Origin of the sequence: Aerococcus urinaeequi, from assembly GCF_001543205.1 — a bacterium.
GTDB lineage: Bacteria > Bacillota > Bacilli > Lactobacillales > Aerococcaceae > Aerococcus > Aerococcus urinaeequi.
The window spans coordinates 816,327-833,683 of sequence record NZ_CP014162.1; the positions used below are offsets into that span (position 1 = coordinate 816,327).

Below are 17,357 nucleotides of genomic sequence, written 5' to 3' on the forward strand. Positions count from 1 at the left end.
CCTATCACTTGTTACTCGTCTTAATAGCTAAAGAAGGTAAATAATCCTTATTGTAGAATTCTAAAATTAAATTACCCTCTATTTGAACACCTGTGGATAATTTAGTTTCAATTTCTATGTATTCCCCATCCTTCTCATCAAAATAAAATTCTAAGTTGTCGTCTTCAAATTCTTGAACCGACTCATTCAATTGATCGCCTGAAACTTCTAATAAAATCATATCTTTTATTCGTATAGGAAACGGTATTTGATTTCCCATATTATGCTCCCAATCAGCTTTAGTCATATACCCATCCTGGATATTTAAATTAACAAATAATTTACTAGTATTTTTTTGTTTGATTGAAATCTTAAATCTCACTTCCGCGATACCTTCTTCTAAAAGTTGCGTTGAAACTACCACGATATCGGATAATCTATTTTTACTTTTCGCTTGATTATTTGTTTTCGACTTATTTTGTACAGTGGATGCTTTACCAAAGTTTTTGGGTGGCATCATTAGTTGGCCAAATTTCCGAGACAAACCCGCAACCGCTGAAGAATACCTCTGTCCTGTATTTTCTTGATAATACTCATTAATAGAATTACTACTATATTTTTTAATTCTTTGAACAAGAGTAATGCCATCTTCATCAATCCAATTTGCATGATCCGCATTTTCTACTGCTCTAAGATATTGTTCTAGATTTATGTAGCCTTTTTCTTGATAGCTTTCATGCAAGCTACCATTAGAGTTGGGAACGAAAACACCAAATAATATATGGTCATCATCTATAGATAAATTTTGTGGCACCCATTCACCATCCACACTATACTCTACAATCATCCCTGGCTTTCTAGTGTAGGCAATAACAGATTTCTTCTTACTGATAGCATCACTCTCATTATTATTCAAATCACCTATATATTTCATCGGAGAAGGCTTATTATTTGGAGGCGTCATTCTAAAATCATCTCGGTCAAATTCTCCAAAGGCTAAATATCCAATAGGAATATCATTTTTTTCCATACCTGTTCTAGGTAATTTGATTGGTGAAACAGTAATTTTCTCATCAGCCGATTTTTGATTAACTGCAGAAGTATATAGTTTTTGTATCACACTGAAAGTAGGTTCCATAGTGATAATTGGAGTATTATTAACTGTACAATTTAGCAATGAGTTTTCTGTATAGTCTTGATAACTATTGTTCCAAATTCGAGGACTGTACCATCTCTGAACTGCCATTTCAATTTTAGAAGACACATCATCCTCCCAAAAATTGCTATTATCTTCAATATCTTTGGCTTCGTTAACATTTTCCTTTATGTATGGAACTATAATCAACGTACCTGTCTCATCATCCGTGTATTGTTGCAATCCAAAAATATCTAAAATTTTCCGAATTTTATTAGAATTAGTTATCGGATAGATAATATCGCTATCCTCTTCAGAAAACTCACCCCACCAAGCAATACCACGGCCACTTTGAGGAAGTAATCTATTATCATTTTTTGGACTTTCAATTAGCGAAACAATTAGTCTCTCTTCATATCCTATCTCTAATTTAACCCGAGTATAGTAAATTACAATTCCAACACCCATACGGAAATATGATGTTTTACCTAATCCCCAACTTCCTCCTGCTCCATCCTTTTCTTGATTTTTCCCGATACCAAATACTAATTTTTGAAAGTTACTTTTATTTAAGGTATCACTATCAGTGGTTCGGAAGTCACCTGTTAAGCCACTAGTATTTTTATCGCTCACCGAAATAAAGGTATTACTTCCTAAATACTTAGTATTTAAAATGTCTTGAATTTCTTCAAAATGAACAGATAACTGCTCTGATTCAAATTTTCCTACTGAAAAATCCACTTTGGTTTCTATTTGATTTTGAAGAGTTGCGTCTAGACTATTCTGAATAGACTCTCTCACCATCAAATCAATCATTGGTAAGCTTTTATTTTGAAGCGATCTTAATATAGCATCTCCATCTTGGGACATCCCTTGAGGGTCATTATAAGCAATTTTCAAATCCACTAATCCAATACCTCCTCATGTTCTTCATCAATTAAGTCATCTTTAATTTTTAATTTGGCAGAAATTCTTTTTACATGTACTCCATTCACGGTCTTACCCGGTAACATAATATTTATCCCTATAATATCTTCTTTAAAATCTAAAGGAGATCTCTGACTAGATTCTTTATTTTCTTTTTTGAAATTAGTTGGGGTACTATTTTTATCAACCTTATAGATTAACAGTTGAGGAACACTACCGTACCCGTGCAATTCTCTTAAATTCTTAATTGTTTTTATTTTTACATCTTTTCGTTCTTTTTCTGGTAAATCTTTATCAATATCAGAAAGTAAGTCAGATGGGCTTCTAAGAACACCAATTCCCGCTACTTCGCCATTACGTAAATCAACCAATTTTGAACGCGTAATACTACTTGGACTATAACCATGAATATTCCAATAATTTGATTCGTTGGTATCTTGTATCTTAGTTTCTTCGACTACTCCTTTTGAAACAAATACAACCGACCATTTATCAATAGCAACTTTATTCGTCTCAGCCCATTCAATCAATGCTGGAAGACTAGCCATTTTTGTTGCATTCGGGTAAACTTCATATTTTTGTAAGAAGTCTTTAACTAAATCAATTTCAACGTCACGCCATATCATATACTTGGAATTTAACTTGGGTGAATCTAATGAGTTCAGAAAATTTTTGGTTTCTTCTAAATTATGCACTAATATTTCTTCACTATTTTCAAAGTACGTTGTTTGAGAATTAAATCCTGCAAAATCAAATTCTATAGGTCGCGCTGATTGCATTTTATTATTAGCTGTTACCTTAATTAACTCTCTATCAGGCGAATATTTTACTGCTGGTGCATAATCAGATGGCGTCTGACCTCGCTCAGCAAAATCCTTTATTTCTTCCTTCAGCTCTTCATCCATTTGTGATAAAAAGATAAATCTATCACAGGATTGATGATCTAGCCATACTCGTGGGAAGATTTCGTATCCCTTTCTATAGCCAAACCATCGTCCCATTTGCATTAAAGTATCGGCTTGACTTGTTGACCTTAAGAAATACGTTGTTGTAAGCCCCTCTAATGTTAACCCTCTAGATAATGTGTTTCCACCAACAACAATAAATGCGGGGGCAATATCCTGCTCGCGTTCTGGATACACTAACCTGATAATCTGATCACTAGCAACAGCCCGACTATTATCAATCGCTATATGAATTCCATTATGATAAATAGGCTCGCCTAGCTCTCCAATTGGGATATTCGATACGTAATCTATTTCCGGTAATGTAAAAATTTTAATTAATTGTTTTTCCACTAAATGCCAACTTGGATACTCTGGTACTTTTTCTTTTGCAGAATAATCCTTCATTTCTTTCAAAAAAGAATCTCTACTAAATTCATCTTGCTCATTTAGATATAAATCTTTTATAGAAGGTAATATTTGTTCAAAATTTTTCTGCAAATAGCGTAAATACTCACTAATCTTATCTGACACAATTTGATGATGATCCGTTTGGAAGCTTGTATGGACCAACATTGATATAGGCTTTCTATAATTTAACTCGCGCATAGCAGCAACTGAAATCAAGAACCAATGGATTGATTGAATAAAACTTTCTGGCAAATCATCAGTGGTTTTCCCTTTCTGAATGTCTCTCACCACGTTGCGGTCAGCATTATTTACCCTACGGTAGATAGGTATTTTAGGACTAGTATCCGGTTCCGTTAAACCAAATATTTCCTGCGGACCAATGTAATCTTCAGACGGCTCTAACAAAGTTATAAAATCTTTTGGATATAATGAATCTTCGTGCGTATCGTTCAGAATATTCGCAAAAGGAGTGGCTGTATAAGCTATATAGTTCATTGCTTTAAACCCTTTAAAATCGACGATATCACGAATTAATTGATTAATACGAGTGCTATCTTCTTCTTCTATTTTCTTAGTATTAATACTAGCCTGATCTGCTTCATCGTCTATAATTAAGATTTTCAATTGTTTGGCTTTATTTTTATCTTGAGTTAGCCACTGGAAGAGTTTTTTTAATCTACTACTGTTTTTTAATGCTACAGTAAAGTAACGATCTTTATCACCTTCACCTAAATTAAAGTTACTGATATCCTGGCCAACTGCTCGAGAGCTAATAGAAGGGTTATCCACTTGGATCCAATGAAGATTCCCACGACCAGAATAGGTCATATCTTTATACAAACGAGCAGACGTTTGTTGTCTCAAATTCTCTATTACTCCCGATAATACAATAAAATAGTTGAAGCCTAAATCTGCTGCCATAGCCATCAAACCAGCCATATTAGCGGTCTTACCTGATTGTACATTACCAACAACCAGACCTTTAACAGGTAACTCATCACTTTGTACATTATCCATACTAAGTGAACGTAAAATTTCAATTGAGGATTTTTCGATTGAGTAAATTGATTTTACAGAAAACCCTTTTCCTTCTAACCCTTTTCTATATAGTTGCCAAGCAGAGGCTCTTTCATTAGAAATACTTGCTTCACTCTTTATGTCACTATCAAGTTTGATTACCTGGGTGGATTCATATAATTCTATTTGGTTTTCAATCAGTTGATACCAAATAGGCTCTGTTAAGCCTTTCAAGCTATTATTTTTTCCAACTATATCAACTTTCATTGCAAAATCAATTGGAAGATCTTCATAAATTTTTATATTTCGTACGTCATCCCAATTTCGATGTTCTCTAAATTGCGTCATAATCCAATTTTTTATTTCATTATATTCAGAATTTGTAATATCCAAATTAATTCACCTCAGAATAAGTCGATTTCACTAATTTTTGGTTAGTATTGTTATAATCCCTTCTATATATTGTATGAATTAATATTAATATTAACAAGGTATTTTTGATTTTAATTTAACTCTTATTCCCTAGTCAGGAATAGTTTCAAAGAAAGTATTTTTCTACTTATCTTCCCTATCAAAACTATCTAACTAGCTTAAAAACCTTGCCAACCTATCCCCATTTTGATAGGATAGTGACACATTAATAAAAACGACTATCGCCGGATAGGTATCTAGTGCACATAGGCCCTTCAAATTGAAGGTGTGCTGCTTGGATGTCTATCCGGTTTTTTTTAGGAGGGAAATCATGTTTGCAGTCTTTACAACGACCTTAATTGCTGGCTTAATCGATGGCATTAATCCCTTTGCGCTCACCCAGCAATTCATTTTACAATCTAAAATTAAATCCCCATATCATATTTTGTATTTTATCTTCCCCATTGGTCTGGGAAACTTTTTAATCGGTTTAGCCTTCTACTTTGGTTTCTCTGATTGGATTTTCCAAGCCTTCAATTGGGTAAACCACCATTATCTATACACATGGCGTTACCTAGCGTTGGCAGCCAGTCTTTTGATCATCGCTTATTTAACCTATACCCACTTGAATAAAGACCAACCTGCAACAAGCCAGGAAGAGGTGCAAAAGAAAGCCGTTACCCAAGCAGAAGAAACGCACTTATCAGCTGGCGCATTGATCATGCTGGGTATTGCCTCTTGTCTAGCCGAAATCTCTTCAATAGCGCCATATTTAGCCTTACTTAGTTACTATGCAACTATATCGATTACCGATCTACAAGCAACGTTACTCCTGGCCTTTTACTCCTTTGTCTTGTTTGTATTACCTATGTACGGCTTATTTTTAATGTCCCTATTCTTTAAAAGCCGCTTAACGACAATTTATACACAAATTGCGGGCTGGATGGACTTTTTTATCACACGCATTTTGCCAGTTATCCTCTTTCTGATTGCTGTTGCCTTATTTGGGTACGGCATACAAATTTTCTAAAATTGGCCATAAAAAAACGCCAAGCGTGAATGGACACACTTGGCGTTTGGCGTTTAGCCGTTTAAATTTATACTAACTTACAGCACAGGATAGACAATGCTTAGAGCTGCTTGGTTCCCCATCTGACCCGGTTCACATCTCTACCCTTGCCGCAAGGCCTTTCGGCAAATTTAATTATACCATTTTTAAGGGAGCTTTGTAAAGGACTTCTTCCATATTACGAAACCTTCCAAAGAATGGTCATATATGAAAAAGAGACCAAACCAATTATTTTAATTGATTTGATCTCTCGCTTTGAAAACTATTTGAATGATAAGTAAGTGCAAGTCGAAAGCTACATAAGATTACAATTAGACTGGCTAATGTTGCAAACATAGCGCCTCACACCCTTAGTCGGGTTCAAGCCTCCAGGGAGGACTGCGTTTCAGATTAGGTTGTACCTGACTGCGTCATCTTCATCGCTAATCTTCCAACGTTTCCTGTCTTGGCGTCGACTCTCACATCCTATTATTAACCCATGTCTTTTACTTTTATCATCCGGGTGATTGATGCTCGTTCGTTTTCGTCTAGTTTCATTTGGATATACTTGATGGTTTCCTTGATGTTTGGAATCATTCGGTATTCTAAGGCGTTTACTCGACGTCTTGTGGATTCAATTTCCGTTGCCATTAATTGACACGTTTTTTCAATTTCGCTCAATTTTAACAGCTTAGGCATGACATCGTTCAAGACTTCGATGGCATCGTCTAATTCACTAGATGTGTTTAGGTAACCGTATTTCACTTCGTTGTCGCTGTTTTGATTGTCATCGTCGTATGAAAATGACATCTTAGGTACGTCAACGCTCATGATATTTTTCTTGGCAATTTCTAAGTTGACCTGTTTAGTCGGTAAGGCCACGATTTCTTCCATAAAGGCGTCATTCATTGATGATGAGGCCAATACAAAATTACCTAAGGCACCCGACAATTCATCTTCTACTTCATTGCGCAAGCGGTTATTTTCTTTGATCAATTCAATAAACTGACGCATCAATTCATCTTGCTTATCTTTTAGTAAGTCATAACCATTTTGAGCAACTTTTAAACGGTCTTTTAATGTGCTCAGTTCCATCCGTGTTGGTTTGACATTTAGCGCATTTGCCATTTAAAATCACTCTCCTTCAGTTGAAGGCATGTATGTATCGATTAAATCATCTTTAATACGTGTTAATTCTGTACGAGGCAAGATCGCTAGTAATTCCCAAGCAAGATCTAAGGTTTCTTCAATCGTACGGTTGTACTCAAAACCTTGATCAACGTATTTGTCTTCAAATGCTGTGGTAAATTCTACGTATTTCTTATCTGTTTCAGATAGGGCTGATTCACCCAATACTTGAGATAATTCTTTGGCTTGTTTACCTTTCGCATAAGCAGCAAATAGTTGGTTCATGGTTGCAGCGTGGTCTTTACGTGTTTTACCTTCACCGGTACCTTTATCTTTTAGACGAGAAAGTGATGGCAATACGTTGATTGGTGGCTCAATACCACGTGCATCAAGGTCACGGTCTAAGATAATTTGCCCTTCGGTAATATAACCTGTTAAGTCAGGAATTGGATGGGTAATGTCATCCTCTGGCATAGACAGGATTGGAATCTGCGTTACAGAACCTTTAGAGCCTTTGATACGGCCAGCACGTTCATATAATGTAGAAAGGTTTGTATATAAGTAACCTGGATAACCACGACGTCCTGGTACTTCACGGCGGGCTGCAGATACTTCACGTAAGGCTTCACAGTAGTTAGTCATGTCAGTCATGATAACCAATACTTGCATGTCTTTTTCGTAGGCTAAGTATTCTGCTGCTGTTAAGGCAATTTTTGGTGTTGCTAAACGTTCGATTGAAGGATCATCCGCTAAGTTGATGAACAAAACAGAGCGGTCGATGGCACCTGTTTCACGGAATGATTCCATGAAGTATTCAGCCTCTTCAAAAGTTACCCCCATTGCTGCAAAGACAACGGCGAATTGATCGTCGTCACCTAGCACAGTGGCTTGACGTGCGATTTGGGCAGCAAGCTCTTTATGCGGTAAACCTGAACCAGAGAATACGGGTAGTTTTTGCCCACGAACTAAGGTGTTTAAGTGGTCAATTGTTGAGATTCCAGTTTGAATAAACTCATCCGGGTAGTCACGAGCCATTGGGTTAATGGCTTGCCCATTGATGTCACGGCTTTCGTCAGCGATGATTTCTGGACCGTTATCGTTGATGTTACCAAGTCCATCGAATACACGACCAATCATGTCTTCAGACACGCCGAATTCAAGTGGATGTCCTTGGAAGCGCACTTTAGTGTCTTGTAAGTTAATACCAGAACCACCACCATAGATCTGTACGACTGCGCGACTTTCTTCTACTTGAAGCACTTGTCCTAGACGTTTTTCACCAGTTTGTAATTGTACTTCTACTAACTCATCAAAACTAATGCCTTCAACGTCTTCTACAATCATTAGGGGACCATAAACGTCGGAGATAGATTTATACTCTTTTAACATTATGCGTAGCTGCCTCCTTTCAATATTTCTGTCATAGCTTCTTTAATTTCATTGTTGATAGCGTCAATGCGGTCTAATTGATCTTCTGGGATAAATTTAGAACGCACGATTTTTTCGCGTAAGTCGACAGTGTTGTCAGCAATTTCTTGGTAGTAAGTACCCTTTTCCATTGCTTGGCGCGCTTCTTGGTCGAAGGTTAAAATGTTGAATAACATTTTCTCTTGTTTCTTCGCTGAAGTTGTTGTATCTACTTCATCAAAGGCATTTTGCTGTAAGTAACCTTCACGAATCATGGCTGCGATTAGTAGGGTCATTTTATCTTTTTCAGATAAAGCATCAATACCAACCAATTGTACAACTTCTTGTAAGCTGTCTTCTTCAGTTAAGATATTCATGGCTTTTTGTACCCATTGACCCCATTCAACACCTAATTCTTCCGCTACACCCTTGTAGATTTCTGAATCATACAATGAGTATGAGCTTAACCAGTTAATGGCTGGGAAGTGACGTTGACGAGATAGGTTGGCATCTAATGACCAGAATACTTTTACAACTCGTAAGGTATTTTGTGTAACCGGCTCAGATGTATCCCCACCTGGAGGCGACACGGCACCTACCGCTGTAACTGAACCTGTACGGCCTTCGCTACCTAAAGTACGGACGATACCTGCACGCTCATAGTATTCTGCAATACGAGAACCTAGGTAAGCTGGGTAACCTTCGTCACCAGGCATCTCTTCTAGACGACCAGACATTTCACGAAGTGCTTCCGCCCAACGAGAAGTTGAATCGGCCATAATCGCTACTGAGTAACCCATGTCACGGAAGTATTCAGCAATTGTGATCCCTGTATAAACAGAAGCTTCACGGGCTGCTACCGGCATGTTTGAAGTGTTGGCAATTAACACAGTACGTTCCATGATTGATTCACCAGTTTTCGGGTCAACCAATTCAGGGAACTCGTTAATTACGTCCGTCATTTCGTTACCACGTTCACCACAACCAACGTAAACCACGATATCTACATCCGCATATTTAGCAATTTGGTGTTGCACAACTGTCTTACCGGCACCGAATGGCCCTGGAACTGCTGCTGCCCCACCTTTTGAAATTGGGAAGAAAGTATCGATAACACGTTGACCTGTTGTCATAATTTTATTTGGTGAGTATTTTTCGGCAAAAGGACGACCTTGACGAACTGGCCATGTTTGCATCATTGTGAATGATTTCTCGCCTTGCTCAGTGTCTAAGACGTACACATTATCTTCTAAAGTGTAGTCGCCTTCTTGAATTGATTTCACTGTACCTGAAACGCCAACCGGCACCATGATACGGTGTTCAATTACGGGACCTTCTTGAACAGTACCCACAATGTCACCACCTGTAACTTGTGTGCCTACTTCAACAGTTGGAGTAAAATGCCATACTGCTGAACGGTCTAGGGGCGCTACTTGCACACCACGTTCTAAGTAGTTTGAGTCGGTTGAATCCATGAACTCTTGTAGAGGTCGTTGGATACCGTCAAACATTTTCGTTAACATACCAGGTCCAAGTTCAACTGATAATGGTTGACCAGTTGTTTTTACTACTTGGCCAGGTTTAAGACCAGAAGTTTCCTCGTATACCTGAATTGAAGCAACATCGCCGTGCATTTCAAGGATTTCCCCTGTTAATTGTAGGTCACCTACTAAACAAATATCACGAACAGCAGCTTCTTCCATGCCACTTGCTTTAATCAGTGGACCGGAAACTTCAATGATTTTTCCGTCTTTCAAGACTGTTCCTCCCTCTTATCGTTTTCTATGATTTTTCATTTGTGTATTTTGATTTCTTATAGAATATTTTGACCAACCGCTTTTTCAACGTTGTCATTTACACGAGACTGCCCGATACCCAAGCTCCCTTTGTGTGAAGGAATCAGAATGATTGCTGGGGTAACTTGTGTGTCGTAAAAGGCAATGGTGTCTGGAATTTGCTGTGCGATTGTTTCGGTCAAATAGATCACACCATAGTGGTCATCTGCCATTGTCCGGATTGTTTCACGGGCTTGTTGGCCTGAAATCACTGGATAGGCGTCGAAACCAATCAATTGGAAAGGAACAACGACGTCTTTTTCACCGACTACACCGATTTTATAAGCCATAAATAGGTCGCATCCTTTCTTCCACACTTTTTTGATCTAGATCATATTCCTTCGCGTTTAAAATTAACCTCAAATTGGCTACTTCATTTTCTTTGAAGTAAATGTAAGCCAATACGGGCATTGGGCCAAATGGTACCCAAGCTGACTGACGAATTTCTTCAGCCTCGATTTTTTTGATTTTTTTATCTAATTGCACCACGTCGATTGGGTCGTTGGCGCTGATGCGGTCATTGATTTTACCAGCGAATGGTAAGCTGGCAAATTTATCCAATACGCGGTTATAGTCTTTACTCGTCGCTAAGTCGACTAATTCTACCTCTTCAAAAGTCCCATCATCAGATAAAACTGCTTCTAAGAACCCACGAGAACGGCCTTGTTTCATACCACGAACAACCATAGACAAGTTTTCTAAATCAATCATCATCAATAGGGTCTTCGCCATATCTTGATCATCTGATTCATCTGCTATAGCTCTTAAATGTCCCAAGTATGCTTGGTCTAAGAGAATGGAAATCCCATCTAAATCTTGGTATTCATCGTAGTAATCACGTGCATGCTGAACACCAGCTTTCATGACTTCTGGGAATTGGTTACCTTCACCAGTTTGCATTAAGGTCCGTAAGGCTTCGATTGAAAAACGGCCGATGTTGATATACATGTGCGAGAAATCGCGTTCTGTATACCATTCTTTGAATAATACTTTCAAATTGTGGTAGCTGTAACGCAAGGCAAATACGTCTACCACTTCATCTACAGGCGTTTCTTCATATAAACCAGCATACATTTCACGTAAATCACGGGTTAGGAACCCTTCGAAATCATGTGTTTCCCCGATATTTTCAGGGATATGATAGTTGGTTTTGCGTAGGGCAGCAAATACATCTTCAAGGGAGTTGGCACGTAAAAGTGCGTCATAGTCTTCTTTTGCTAGCAAACTACTTTCTTTTACACGAATGGTTGTATCCAGTTGTGCATATGTAGCGTTTGGCATTGCTGTCACTCCCCTCTCTTAGAATGCTTGTTTCACTAATTTTGGCGCTAATGCTTTTTTCTTTTGGTCAATGATTGATTCAAAAGTAAAGTTATAGTCCACTTCTTCGTTACTTAAGACAAAACCTGAACGCTTAGGAAGGAAAGTGTCATCTAATTGAATAGATGGGTTTAAGGCTTTCACTTGGTCAGCGTCGAATTGATGTTGGCTGAATTCACCTACTGTTAACGTAAGGTTCTCAGTGCCTGCTACTTGGTCTAAAGCGCCTTTAATAAAACTAGTAAACTCTTCGCTTGATAATTGTTGTAATTCAACAATAGCTTGTTGGTAGACTTTTTCTAGTAAGGCTTGTTTAGCTTGTAATTTTTCATTACGTAAGACGTTTAAATAGCTTTGTTTTTGTGTTTGTAATTTTCTAGCTTCAGCGTTTTCGATGTGTTGCTTTTCAGTCACAATTTGCTCATCGTTTTGCGCTTTGGCTTTGTTGATTTCTTCATTCGTTTCAGCTTCAAATGCCGCTAATGATGCTTTTTCTTCGTTTTCAGCATTGGCTAGTACTTGATCGACTAAAATTTGAATATCTGCCATTCGACTAATCCTCCTTCTTTTGGTTTTTCTACTTGATTAGTGATTAACCAACAGAAAGTACTAATAATAGAGAGATAACGAATGCTAAGATTGCGTAAGTTTCAACCATGATAGAGTAGATAATAGCGTTAGATACGTTTTCAGGACGTTTAGCTAAGATTTGTAAACCAGCTGTCGCTGTGTGTCCTTGCCAACGTGCTGAGATCCAACCTACTAAACCGATTGGGATACCTGCTACTAAGTATTGTAGACCTTGAGTTAAGTCTAATCCTGTGCCTAATTGTAAGTAAATCATGATACCGATAACGAAACCGTATAAACCTTGTGTACCGGGTAATAGTTGCAAGATTAATGTTTGGGCAAATTTTTCAGGTTGATCTTTAACCAAAGCAGCTGCAGCCGCACCGGTTTCACCAACACCACGAGCAGAACCCATACCAGAGAATATTACGGCAATTGCAATTCCGACCATAGCAAAGATTTGGCCACCATTTTCTACAAAAAATTCAAACCATGTATTCATTATTTAAAAACCTCCATTTTGTTGTCTTTTAATTAATTTTCTTCTACGTCTTTTAGAGAAACAAACTCTTGTAGTGTGCGAATCGGCTTAAAGGCACGCCCGCCACCTTCATAAAATTTACCAAAGAACTCAACGAATACTAAGCGCATACTATGAACGTAGGCAGATAGTAATGATAAGAACATGTTAAATAATTGTAAGGCGATAATCATCAAAATACCCGCTGAAAATCGAACAGGCACTGGCAAGATGGTGAACAAGATATTAAAGGACATGGCAATAGCTCCACCTGAAATACCTAAAGCCATTAGTCGTGTATAAGAAACGAAATCTCCTACATACGAAGATACACCGTATAAGTTATACAAACCAACGACACCACCAACTGCCTTATTATTACTCGTGAACATAGGAACCAAGATAATTCCTGCAGCTGCAATAATAGCAAACCATTTTGCAATAGGAATCAACATATCCATACCGGTCATAAAGCCAGTAATACCAATAGCTAGCGCTATTAACAGTGCTAACCAACCAATACCGTCATTATAGGCTGATGCATAATCTTTACGACTAAGCTGTAATCTGATATTTAAGCATAAACCTACAAAGATGTGAATGTAACCAATCACTAAAGAGATAATCATTAGGGTTAAGGCATCTTCAGTTGGATTGATCAAACCGAATGGTAAAGCTTCACCAAATAGGGATCCATAAGCTAAACCAATTAACATGGTTGGATAGGATAGGATATGACCAAATTTAACGAAACGTTTGGTCCCTTTCCGTAAATCCATTACCTTCAAGGCGAAGAGTGTCCCAATCCAAAGGAGTACACCATAACCAAAGTCACCCATCATCATTGCGAAGAATAACATGTAGAAACCAGCTACCCAGTTGGTTGGGTCTTTCTCCCGGTAATTTGGCAATGAGTACATTTCAGTAATCATTTCGAATGGTTCTACTATAGAAGCATTATGTAATTTGATTGGCACTTCATCTTCTTTAACTTCTTGTTCTGTTGTTTCTTCTAAAATAATAGCAAACGTGTGCACATCAAAAGCTTCTTCTAAAGCGCTTTGCAAGTTTTCAACTTGCGCTTCTTCAATCCAACCACTGAATAAAGATAACTGTTGGTTATCATATGAAAGCTGTGCTGCGTTGGCACGTTGACTACGGTTAAAGAATTCTTCTACCGCTAATTGAATAGTGGCTTTAGATCCTTGCATGTTTTTAATGTCTTTAACAACGACTTCCTCATCTTTGATAAGTTGTTTCCGTTCACTTTCCAATGTTTGGAAGGTCTCTTCTGGGGTTTGTCCGTAATTAAACTCTACTTCAGAGAAATAATTTTCTGCAAGTTTTGCTTGCAGGTTGTCGTGGTGACCTGGTAAGGCAACGACTGCGACACCAATTTCATTCTCGTTAGCAAAAACTTCTTCAACAGCCACATCTTCAATGGCTTTTAATTGTTGCCAGTGGTGACGGTTTTCGTCATTTGGAATCGTTCCTAGACGAACATCGAATAGTTTTAATTCTTGTAGAGATTTTGGATCAACATCTAGGGCCCGCCATTTGGCGATGGTTGTTTGTTCATCTTCAACCCGTTGGCGTTGGTCTTGAATGTCGTTACGCTTTTGTCTTAAGGCTTCGACTTTTTCAATCAATTGTAAAGCTGCTGCTTCATCCACAGTTTGATGTAGTTCATCCATGGTCATTTGTGGGCGTTTGGTCGTAATTTTATCCTTTAAAGATACCTTTTGTTGGTATTGACTTAGATAATGTAATACTTCTCGCCCGCGTTCATAAATGACTTGATAATCTTGATCACTTTGGTAATTATTGTTGAAGGTAAAGTCTTGACCGGTTACCTTTAAGGAAAGGTCACTAACTTGTATATTCTGCATCGTTTGTAAAGTGTATAACAAGTGGTCCTTGTTACTTGGCGCCGTTACAATCGATACTTTTTGCATCTTAGCGATTGCCATAGCTATTTTTCACCTCCTCAATTACAAGTGAGACTAAAGATGGCAAAGCGCCTTGGAATTGATTCTCAATTTCCTCAATCTCTTGATCGTTCTTCGCTTTTTCTTCAGATTTGTACGCTTGTAAAGCTTTTTCATTCTCGGCACGCTGCGCTTCTTGATAATCTTTCAAGATTGCATCTTTTTCAGACGCCATTTGGCTTAATTTGCGATTTTTGTCTTCTAATAAACTTTCTCGCTTACTTGCATATTTATCACTTAGTGCTTGCGTTGCTTTCTCAGTATCGACAATTTTTGCTAAAGTTTTGCTGGACACCCAATTCACCCCCTAAAAGCGTTATAACAACTTAATTATAACAAAGAAAACGCTTTTTTTAAATATAAACGCTAAATAAATCACAATGTCTTATTTTTTAGTATTTTGACATTTCGCTTAGTTTTCTACTTTTGGTTTACGACTTGAATTTTTGCGTTTCTTGCGTAATTCAATAAAAAAATCTTGTAAAAGTGCTTTACATTCGTCATGCATGACACCATCAATGACTTCAACTTGATGGTTAAACCGACTATCATTCAGTATATTCATCAATGTTCCTGCCGTGCCACCCTTTTGATCATAAGCGCCATAATAGACACGTTTGATACGACTTTGTATCATGGCACCCGAACACATAGGACAGGGTTCTAACGTCACATACAAATCTGCATCCGCTAGCCGCCACGATGCTCGATTACGGTTGGCTTCTTGTATAGCGAGGATTTCCGCATGGGTTGTTGCATCCTGGCTGGTCTCACGCAAGTTATGGCCACGCCCGATGATTTCCCCCTGGTAGACGACAACTGCCCCAATTGGCACTTCACCAATAGCTGCTGCCTTCTTCGCTTCTTCAATCGCTGCCTCCATAAAAGCAACTTGGTCCACGTCAAGTGTATTGAATTTTGTATCCTTTTCTTCTGACATTCCACACCTCATTTCGGTCTAAAACATGCCATAATCATACCACTACCAAGGCTTACAACCAACTGATAGGTGGGGCTCACCGGACTTTTTAATCACTTTCTTCCTATTAACTATAGCCCTATAAAAAAAATTTTGATTGAGTGATTTGACTTGATTTGAAACCGTTATCATTATATAATAACCTTGTATATAACTTGTATAGACAAGTTTGCAATTACTAGTTGGATTTCTTGGGGCATTTTCGTTATAGAGGAGGAAGAAAAATGAGTGATTTTAAACAGGATGCTAAATCCTTACTGGATGACATTGGGGGTAAGGAAAATATCCACGCCGTTACACACTGTGCAACGCGTATGCGGTTTGTATTAAATGATCCTAAACAAGCGGATGTTAAAGCTATTGAAGAGATCCCTTCTGTTAAAGGAACATTTACCCAATCTGGTCAATTCCAAGTTATTATTGGGAACAAGGTAGCAGATTTTTACAACGATTTTGAAGCGGTTTCCGGTGTTTCTGGTACGTCAAAAGAAGCGGTGAAAGCTGCAGCTGCCGACCAGCAACAAAATTGGCTACAAAAGGCAATGACCTTCTTAGCTGAAGTATTTGCACCAATTATTCCAGCAATTATCGTCGGGGGGCTTATTTTAGGTTTCCGTAACGTGCTTGAAGGGGTGCCAATGGAGTTCCTTGGGCAAAAAATTATTGATGGTGTTGCGCAAACGATGGGTGACGGTACACCTCAATACAACACGATTGTTGATGTTTCATCATTCTGGGCCGGGGTGAACAGCTTCCTTTGGTTACCGGGTGAAGCCATTTTCCACTTCTTACCAGTTGGGATTACATGGTCTGTAACACGTAAAATGGGTACCACTCAAATTCTTGGTATCGTATTAGGTATCACATTAGTTTCACCACAATTACTAAATGCTTATGCTGCACCAGATGCTATCCTAGCTGGTGAAGTACCACAATGGGACTTCGGTTTCTTCCAATTAGATATGATTGGTTACCAAGCCCAAGTATTACCGGCCATGTTCGCAGGTTTATCATTGGCTTGGCTTGAAAAATTCTGGCGTAAATACATCCCAGAGATGATATCAATGATTTTCGTGCCATTCTTATCATTAGTACCTGCCATTATCTTGGCGCATACAGTTTTAGGCCCCATCGGTTGGACTGTAGGTACTTGGATCTCTGGTGTTGTGTACGCTGGTTTAACTGGACCTGTTTCTTGGTTGTTCGGTTTAATCTTTGGTGCCCTATACTCTCCACTTGTAATTACTGGTTTACACCATATGACCAACGCAATCGATACACAGTTAGTGGCTGACTTTGGTGGTACTGGTTTATGGCCAATGATCGCCCTATCAAATATTGCTCAAGCATCTGCGGTTATGGCAATTTGGTGGACAACTCGTCAAGATGAGAAAGAAAATCAAATTACCATTCCATCAGCTGTATCAGCTTACTTAGGGGTAACTGAACCGGCAATGTTCGGTGTAACCATTAAATATGTTTACCCATTTATTGCAGCGATGATTGGTTCAGGTTTAGCCGGTTTACTTTCAACAACAGTTGGAATTACAGCTAACTCAATCGGGGTTGGTGGTTTACCTGGCATCCTAGCGATTCAATTCCAATACTGGGGTTGGTTCTTACTAGCTATGGCCATCGCCATCGTTGTACCATTCGCATTGACAATTGTATTTAAGAAAACTGGTTTCTTAGCTAATAACAAAATCGATTTCAATATCAAGTTCTAGCATTAGCCAGA

14 protein-coding genes and 1 other RNA gene are annotated in these 17,357 nt (G+C 38.3%); 2 read left to right on the plus strand and 13 right to left on the minus strand.

Going from position 1 to position 17,357, the window contains the following annotated elements:
- Nucleotides 1–4 precede the first annotated feature (4 nt).
- Nucleotides 5–2,020: a hypothetical protein gene (locus AWM74_RS03655; protein ID WP_026465206.1), complete on the minus strand. Its 2,016-nt coding sequence runs from the start codon at nt 2,018–2,020 to the stop codon at nt 5–7.
- Nucleotides 2,020–4,806, minus strand: a complete 2,787-nt coding sequence (locus AWM74_RS03660; protein WP_051218101.1) for a Z1 domain-containing protein — start codon at nt 4,804–4,806, stop codon at nt 2,020–2,022. Before AWM74_RS03660 ends, AWM74_RS03655 begins: the two co-directional genes overlap by 1 nt.
- Before the next feature lie 349 nt (nt 4,807–5,155).
- On the opposite strand from AWM74_RS03660, the gene AWM74_RS03665 reads away from it, so the two are divergent.
- Nucleotides 5,156–5,854 carry a GAP family protein gene (locus AWM74_RS03665; RefSeq protein ID WP_026465205.1) on the plus strand — a complete coding sequence of 233 codons (699 nt, stop codon included), beginning with the start codon at nt 5,156–5,158 and terminating at the stop codon, nt 5,852–5,854.
- A 63-nt stretch (nt 5,855–5,917) separates the two neighbouring features.
- Here the strand turns inward: AWM74_RS03665 and ffs are convergent.
- The 11 genes from ffs to tadA form a co-directional block, all read right to left on the minus strand.
- Nucleotides 5,918–6,017: signal recognition particle sRNA small type (gene ffs / locus AWM74_RS03670), an RNA gene on the minus strand.
- A gap of 347 nt (nt 6,018–6,364) precedes the next feature.
- The gene (locus AWM74_RS03675) at nt 6,365–7,000 is read right to left on the minus strand and encodes a V-type ATP synthase subunit D (RefSeq protein ID WP_026465204.1); all 636 of its coding nucleotides are present in this window, start codon (nt 6,998–7,000) and stop codon (nt 6,365–6,367) included.
- A 6-nt stretch (nt 7,001–7,006) separates the two neighbouring features.
- Nucleotides 7,007–8,389, minus strand: a complete 1,383-nt coding sequence (locus tag AWM74_RS03680) for a V-type ATP synthase subunit B (protein ID WP_026465203.1) — start codon at nt 8,387–8,389, stop codon at nt 7,007–7,009.
- On the minus strand, nt 8,389–10,164 hold the full coding sequence (locus tag AWM74_RS03685; RefSeq protein WP_026465202.1) for a V-type ATP synthase subunit A: 1,776 nt from the start codon (nt 10,162–10,164) through the stop codon (nt 8,389–8,391). Before AWM74_RS03685 ends, AWM74_RS03680 begins: the two co-directional genes overlap by 1 nt.
- 56 nt (nt 10,165–10,220) lie before the next feature.
- A complete protein-coding gene (locus AWM74_RS03690) occupies nt 10,221–10,532 on the minus strand; it encodes a V-type ATP synthase subunit F (RefSeq protein WP_026465201.1) in 312 nt (103 codons plus the stop codon).
- The gene (locus tag AWM74_RS03695; RefSeq protein WP_026465200.1) at nt 10,522–11,523 is read right to left on the minus strand and encodes a V-type ATPase subunit; all 1,002 of its coding nucleotides are present in this window, start codon (nt 11,521–11,523) and stop codon (nt 10,522–10,524) included. Before AWM74_RS03695 ends, AWM74_RS03690 begins: the two co-directional genes overlap by 11 nt.
- An 18-nt stretch (nt 11,524–11,541) precedes the next feature.
- Entirely contained in the window at nt 11,542–12,111 is a 570-nt protein-coding gene (locus tag AWM74_RS03700) for a V-type ATP synthase subunit E (RefSeq protein ID WP_026465199.1), read from the minus strand.
- Nucleotides 12,112–12,154: 43 nt separating this feature from the next.
- Nucleotides 12,155–12,634, minus strand: a complete 480-nt coding sequence (locus tag AWM74_RS03705; RefSeq protein ID WP_026465198.1) for a V-type ATP synthase subunit K — start codon at nt 12,632–12,634, stop codon at nt 12,155–12,157.
- A 32-nt stretch (nt 12,635–12,666) separates the two neighbouring features.
- Nucleotides 12,667–14,622 (minus strand): V-type ATP synthase subunit I, encoded by a 1,956-nt coding sequence (locus AWM74_RS03710; RefSeq protein ID WP_026465197.1) that lies wholly within the window; start codon nt 14,620–14,622, stop codon nt 12,667–12,669.
- Entirely contained in the window at nt 14,609–14,935 is a 327-nt protein-coding gene (locus AWM74_RS03715) for a hypothetical protein (RefSeq protein WP_232089653.1), read from the minus strand. The genes AWM74_RS03710 and AWM74_RS03715 overlap by 14 nt, the downstream gene beginning before the upstream one ends.
- Before the next feature lie 117 nt (nt 14,936–15,052).
- Entirely contained in the window at nt 15,053–15,580 is a 528-nt protein-coding gene (tadA, locus tag AWM74_RS03720; RefSeq protein ID WP_026465195.1) for a tRNA adenosine(34) deaminase TadA, read from the minus strand.
- A gap of 263 nt (nt 15,581–15,843) precedes the next feature.
- On the opposite strand from tadA, the gene treP reads away from it, so the two are divergent.
- Nucleotides 15,844–17,346, plus strand: a complete 1,503-nt coding sequence (treP, locus tag AWM74_RS03725; RefSeq protein WP_026465194.1) for a PTS system trehalose-specific EIIBC component — start codon at nt 15,844–15,846, stop codon at nt 17,344–17,346.
- Nucleotides 17,347–17,357 lie beyond the last annotated feature (11 nt).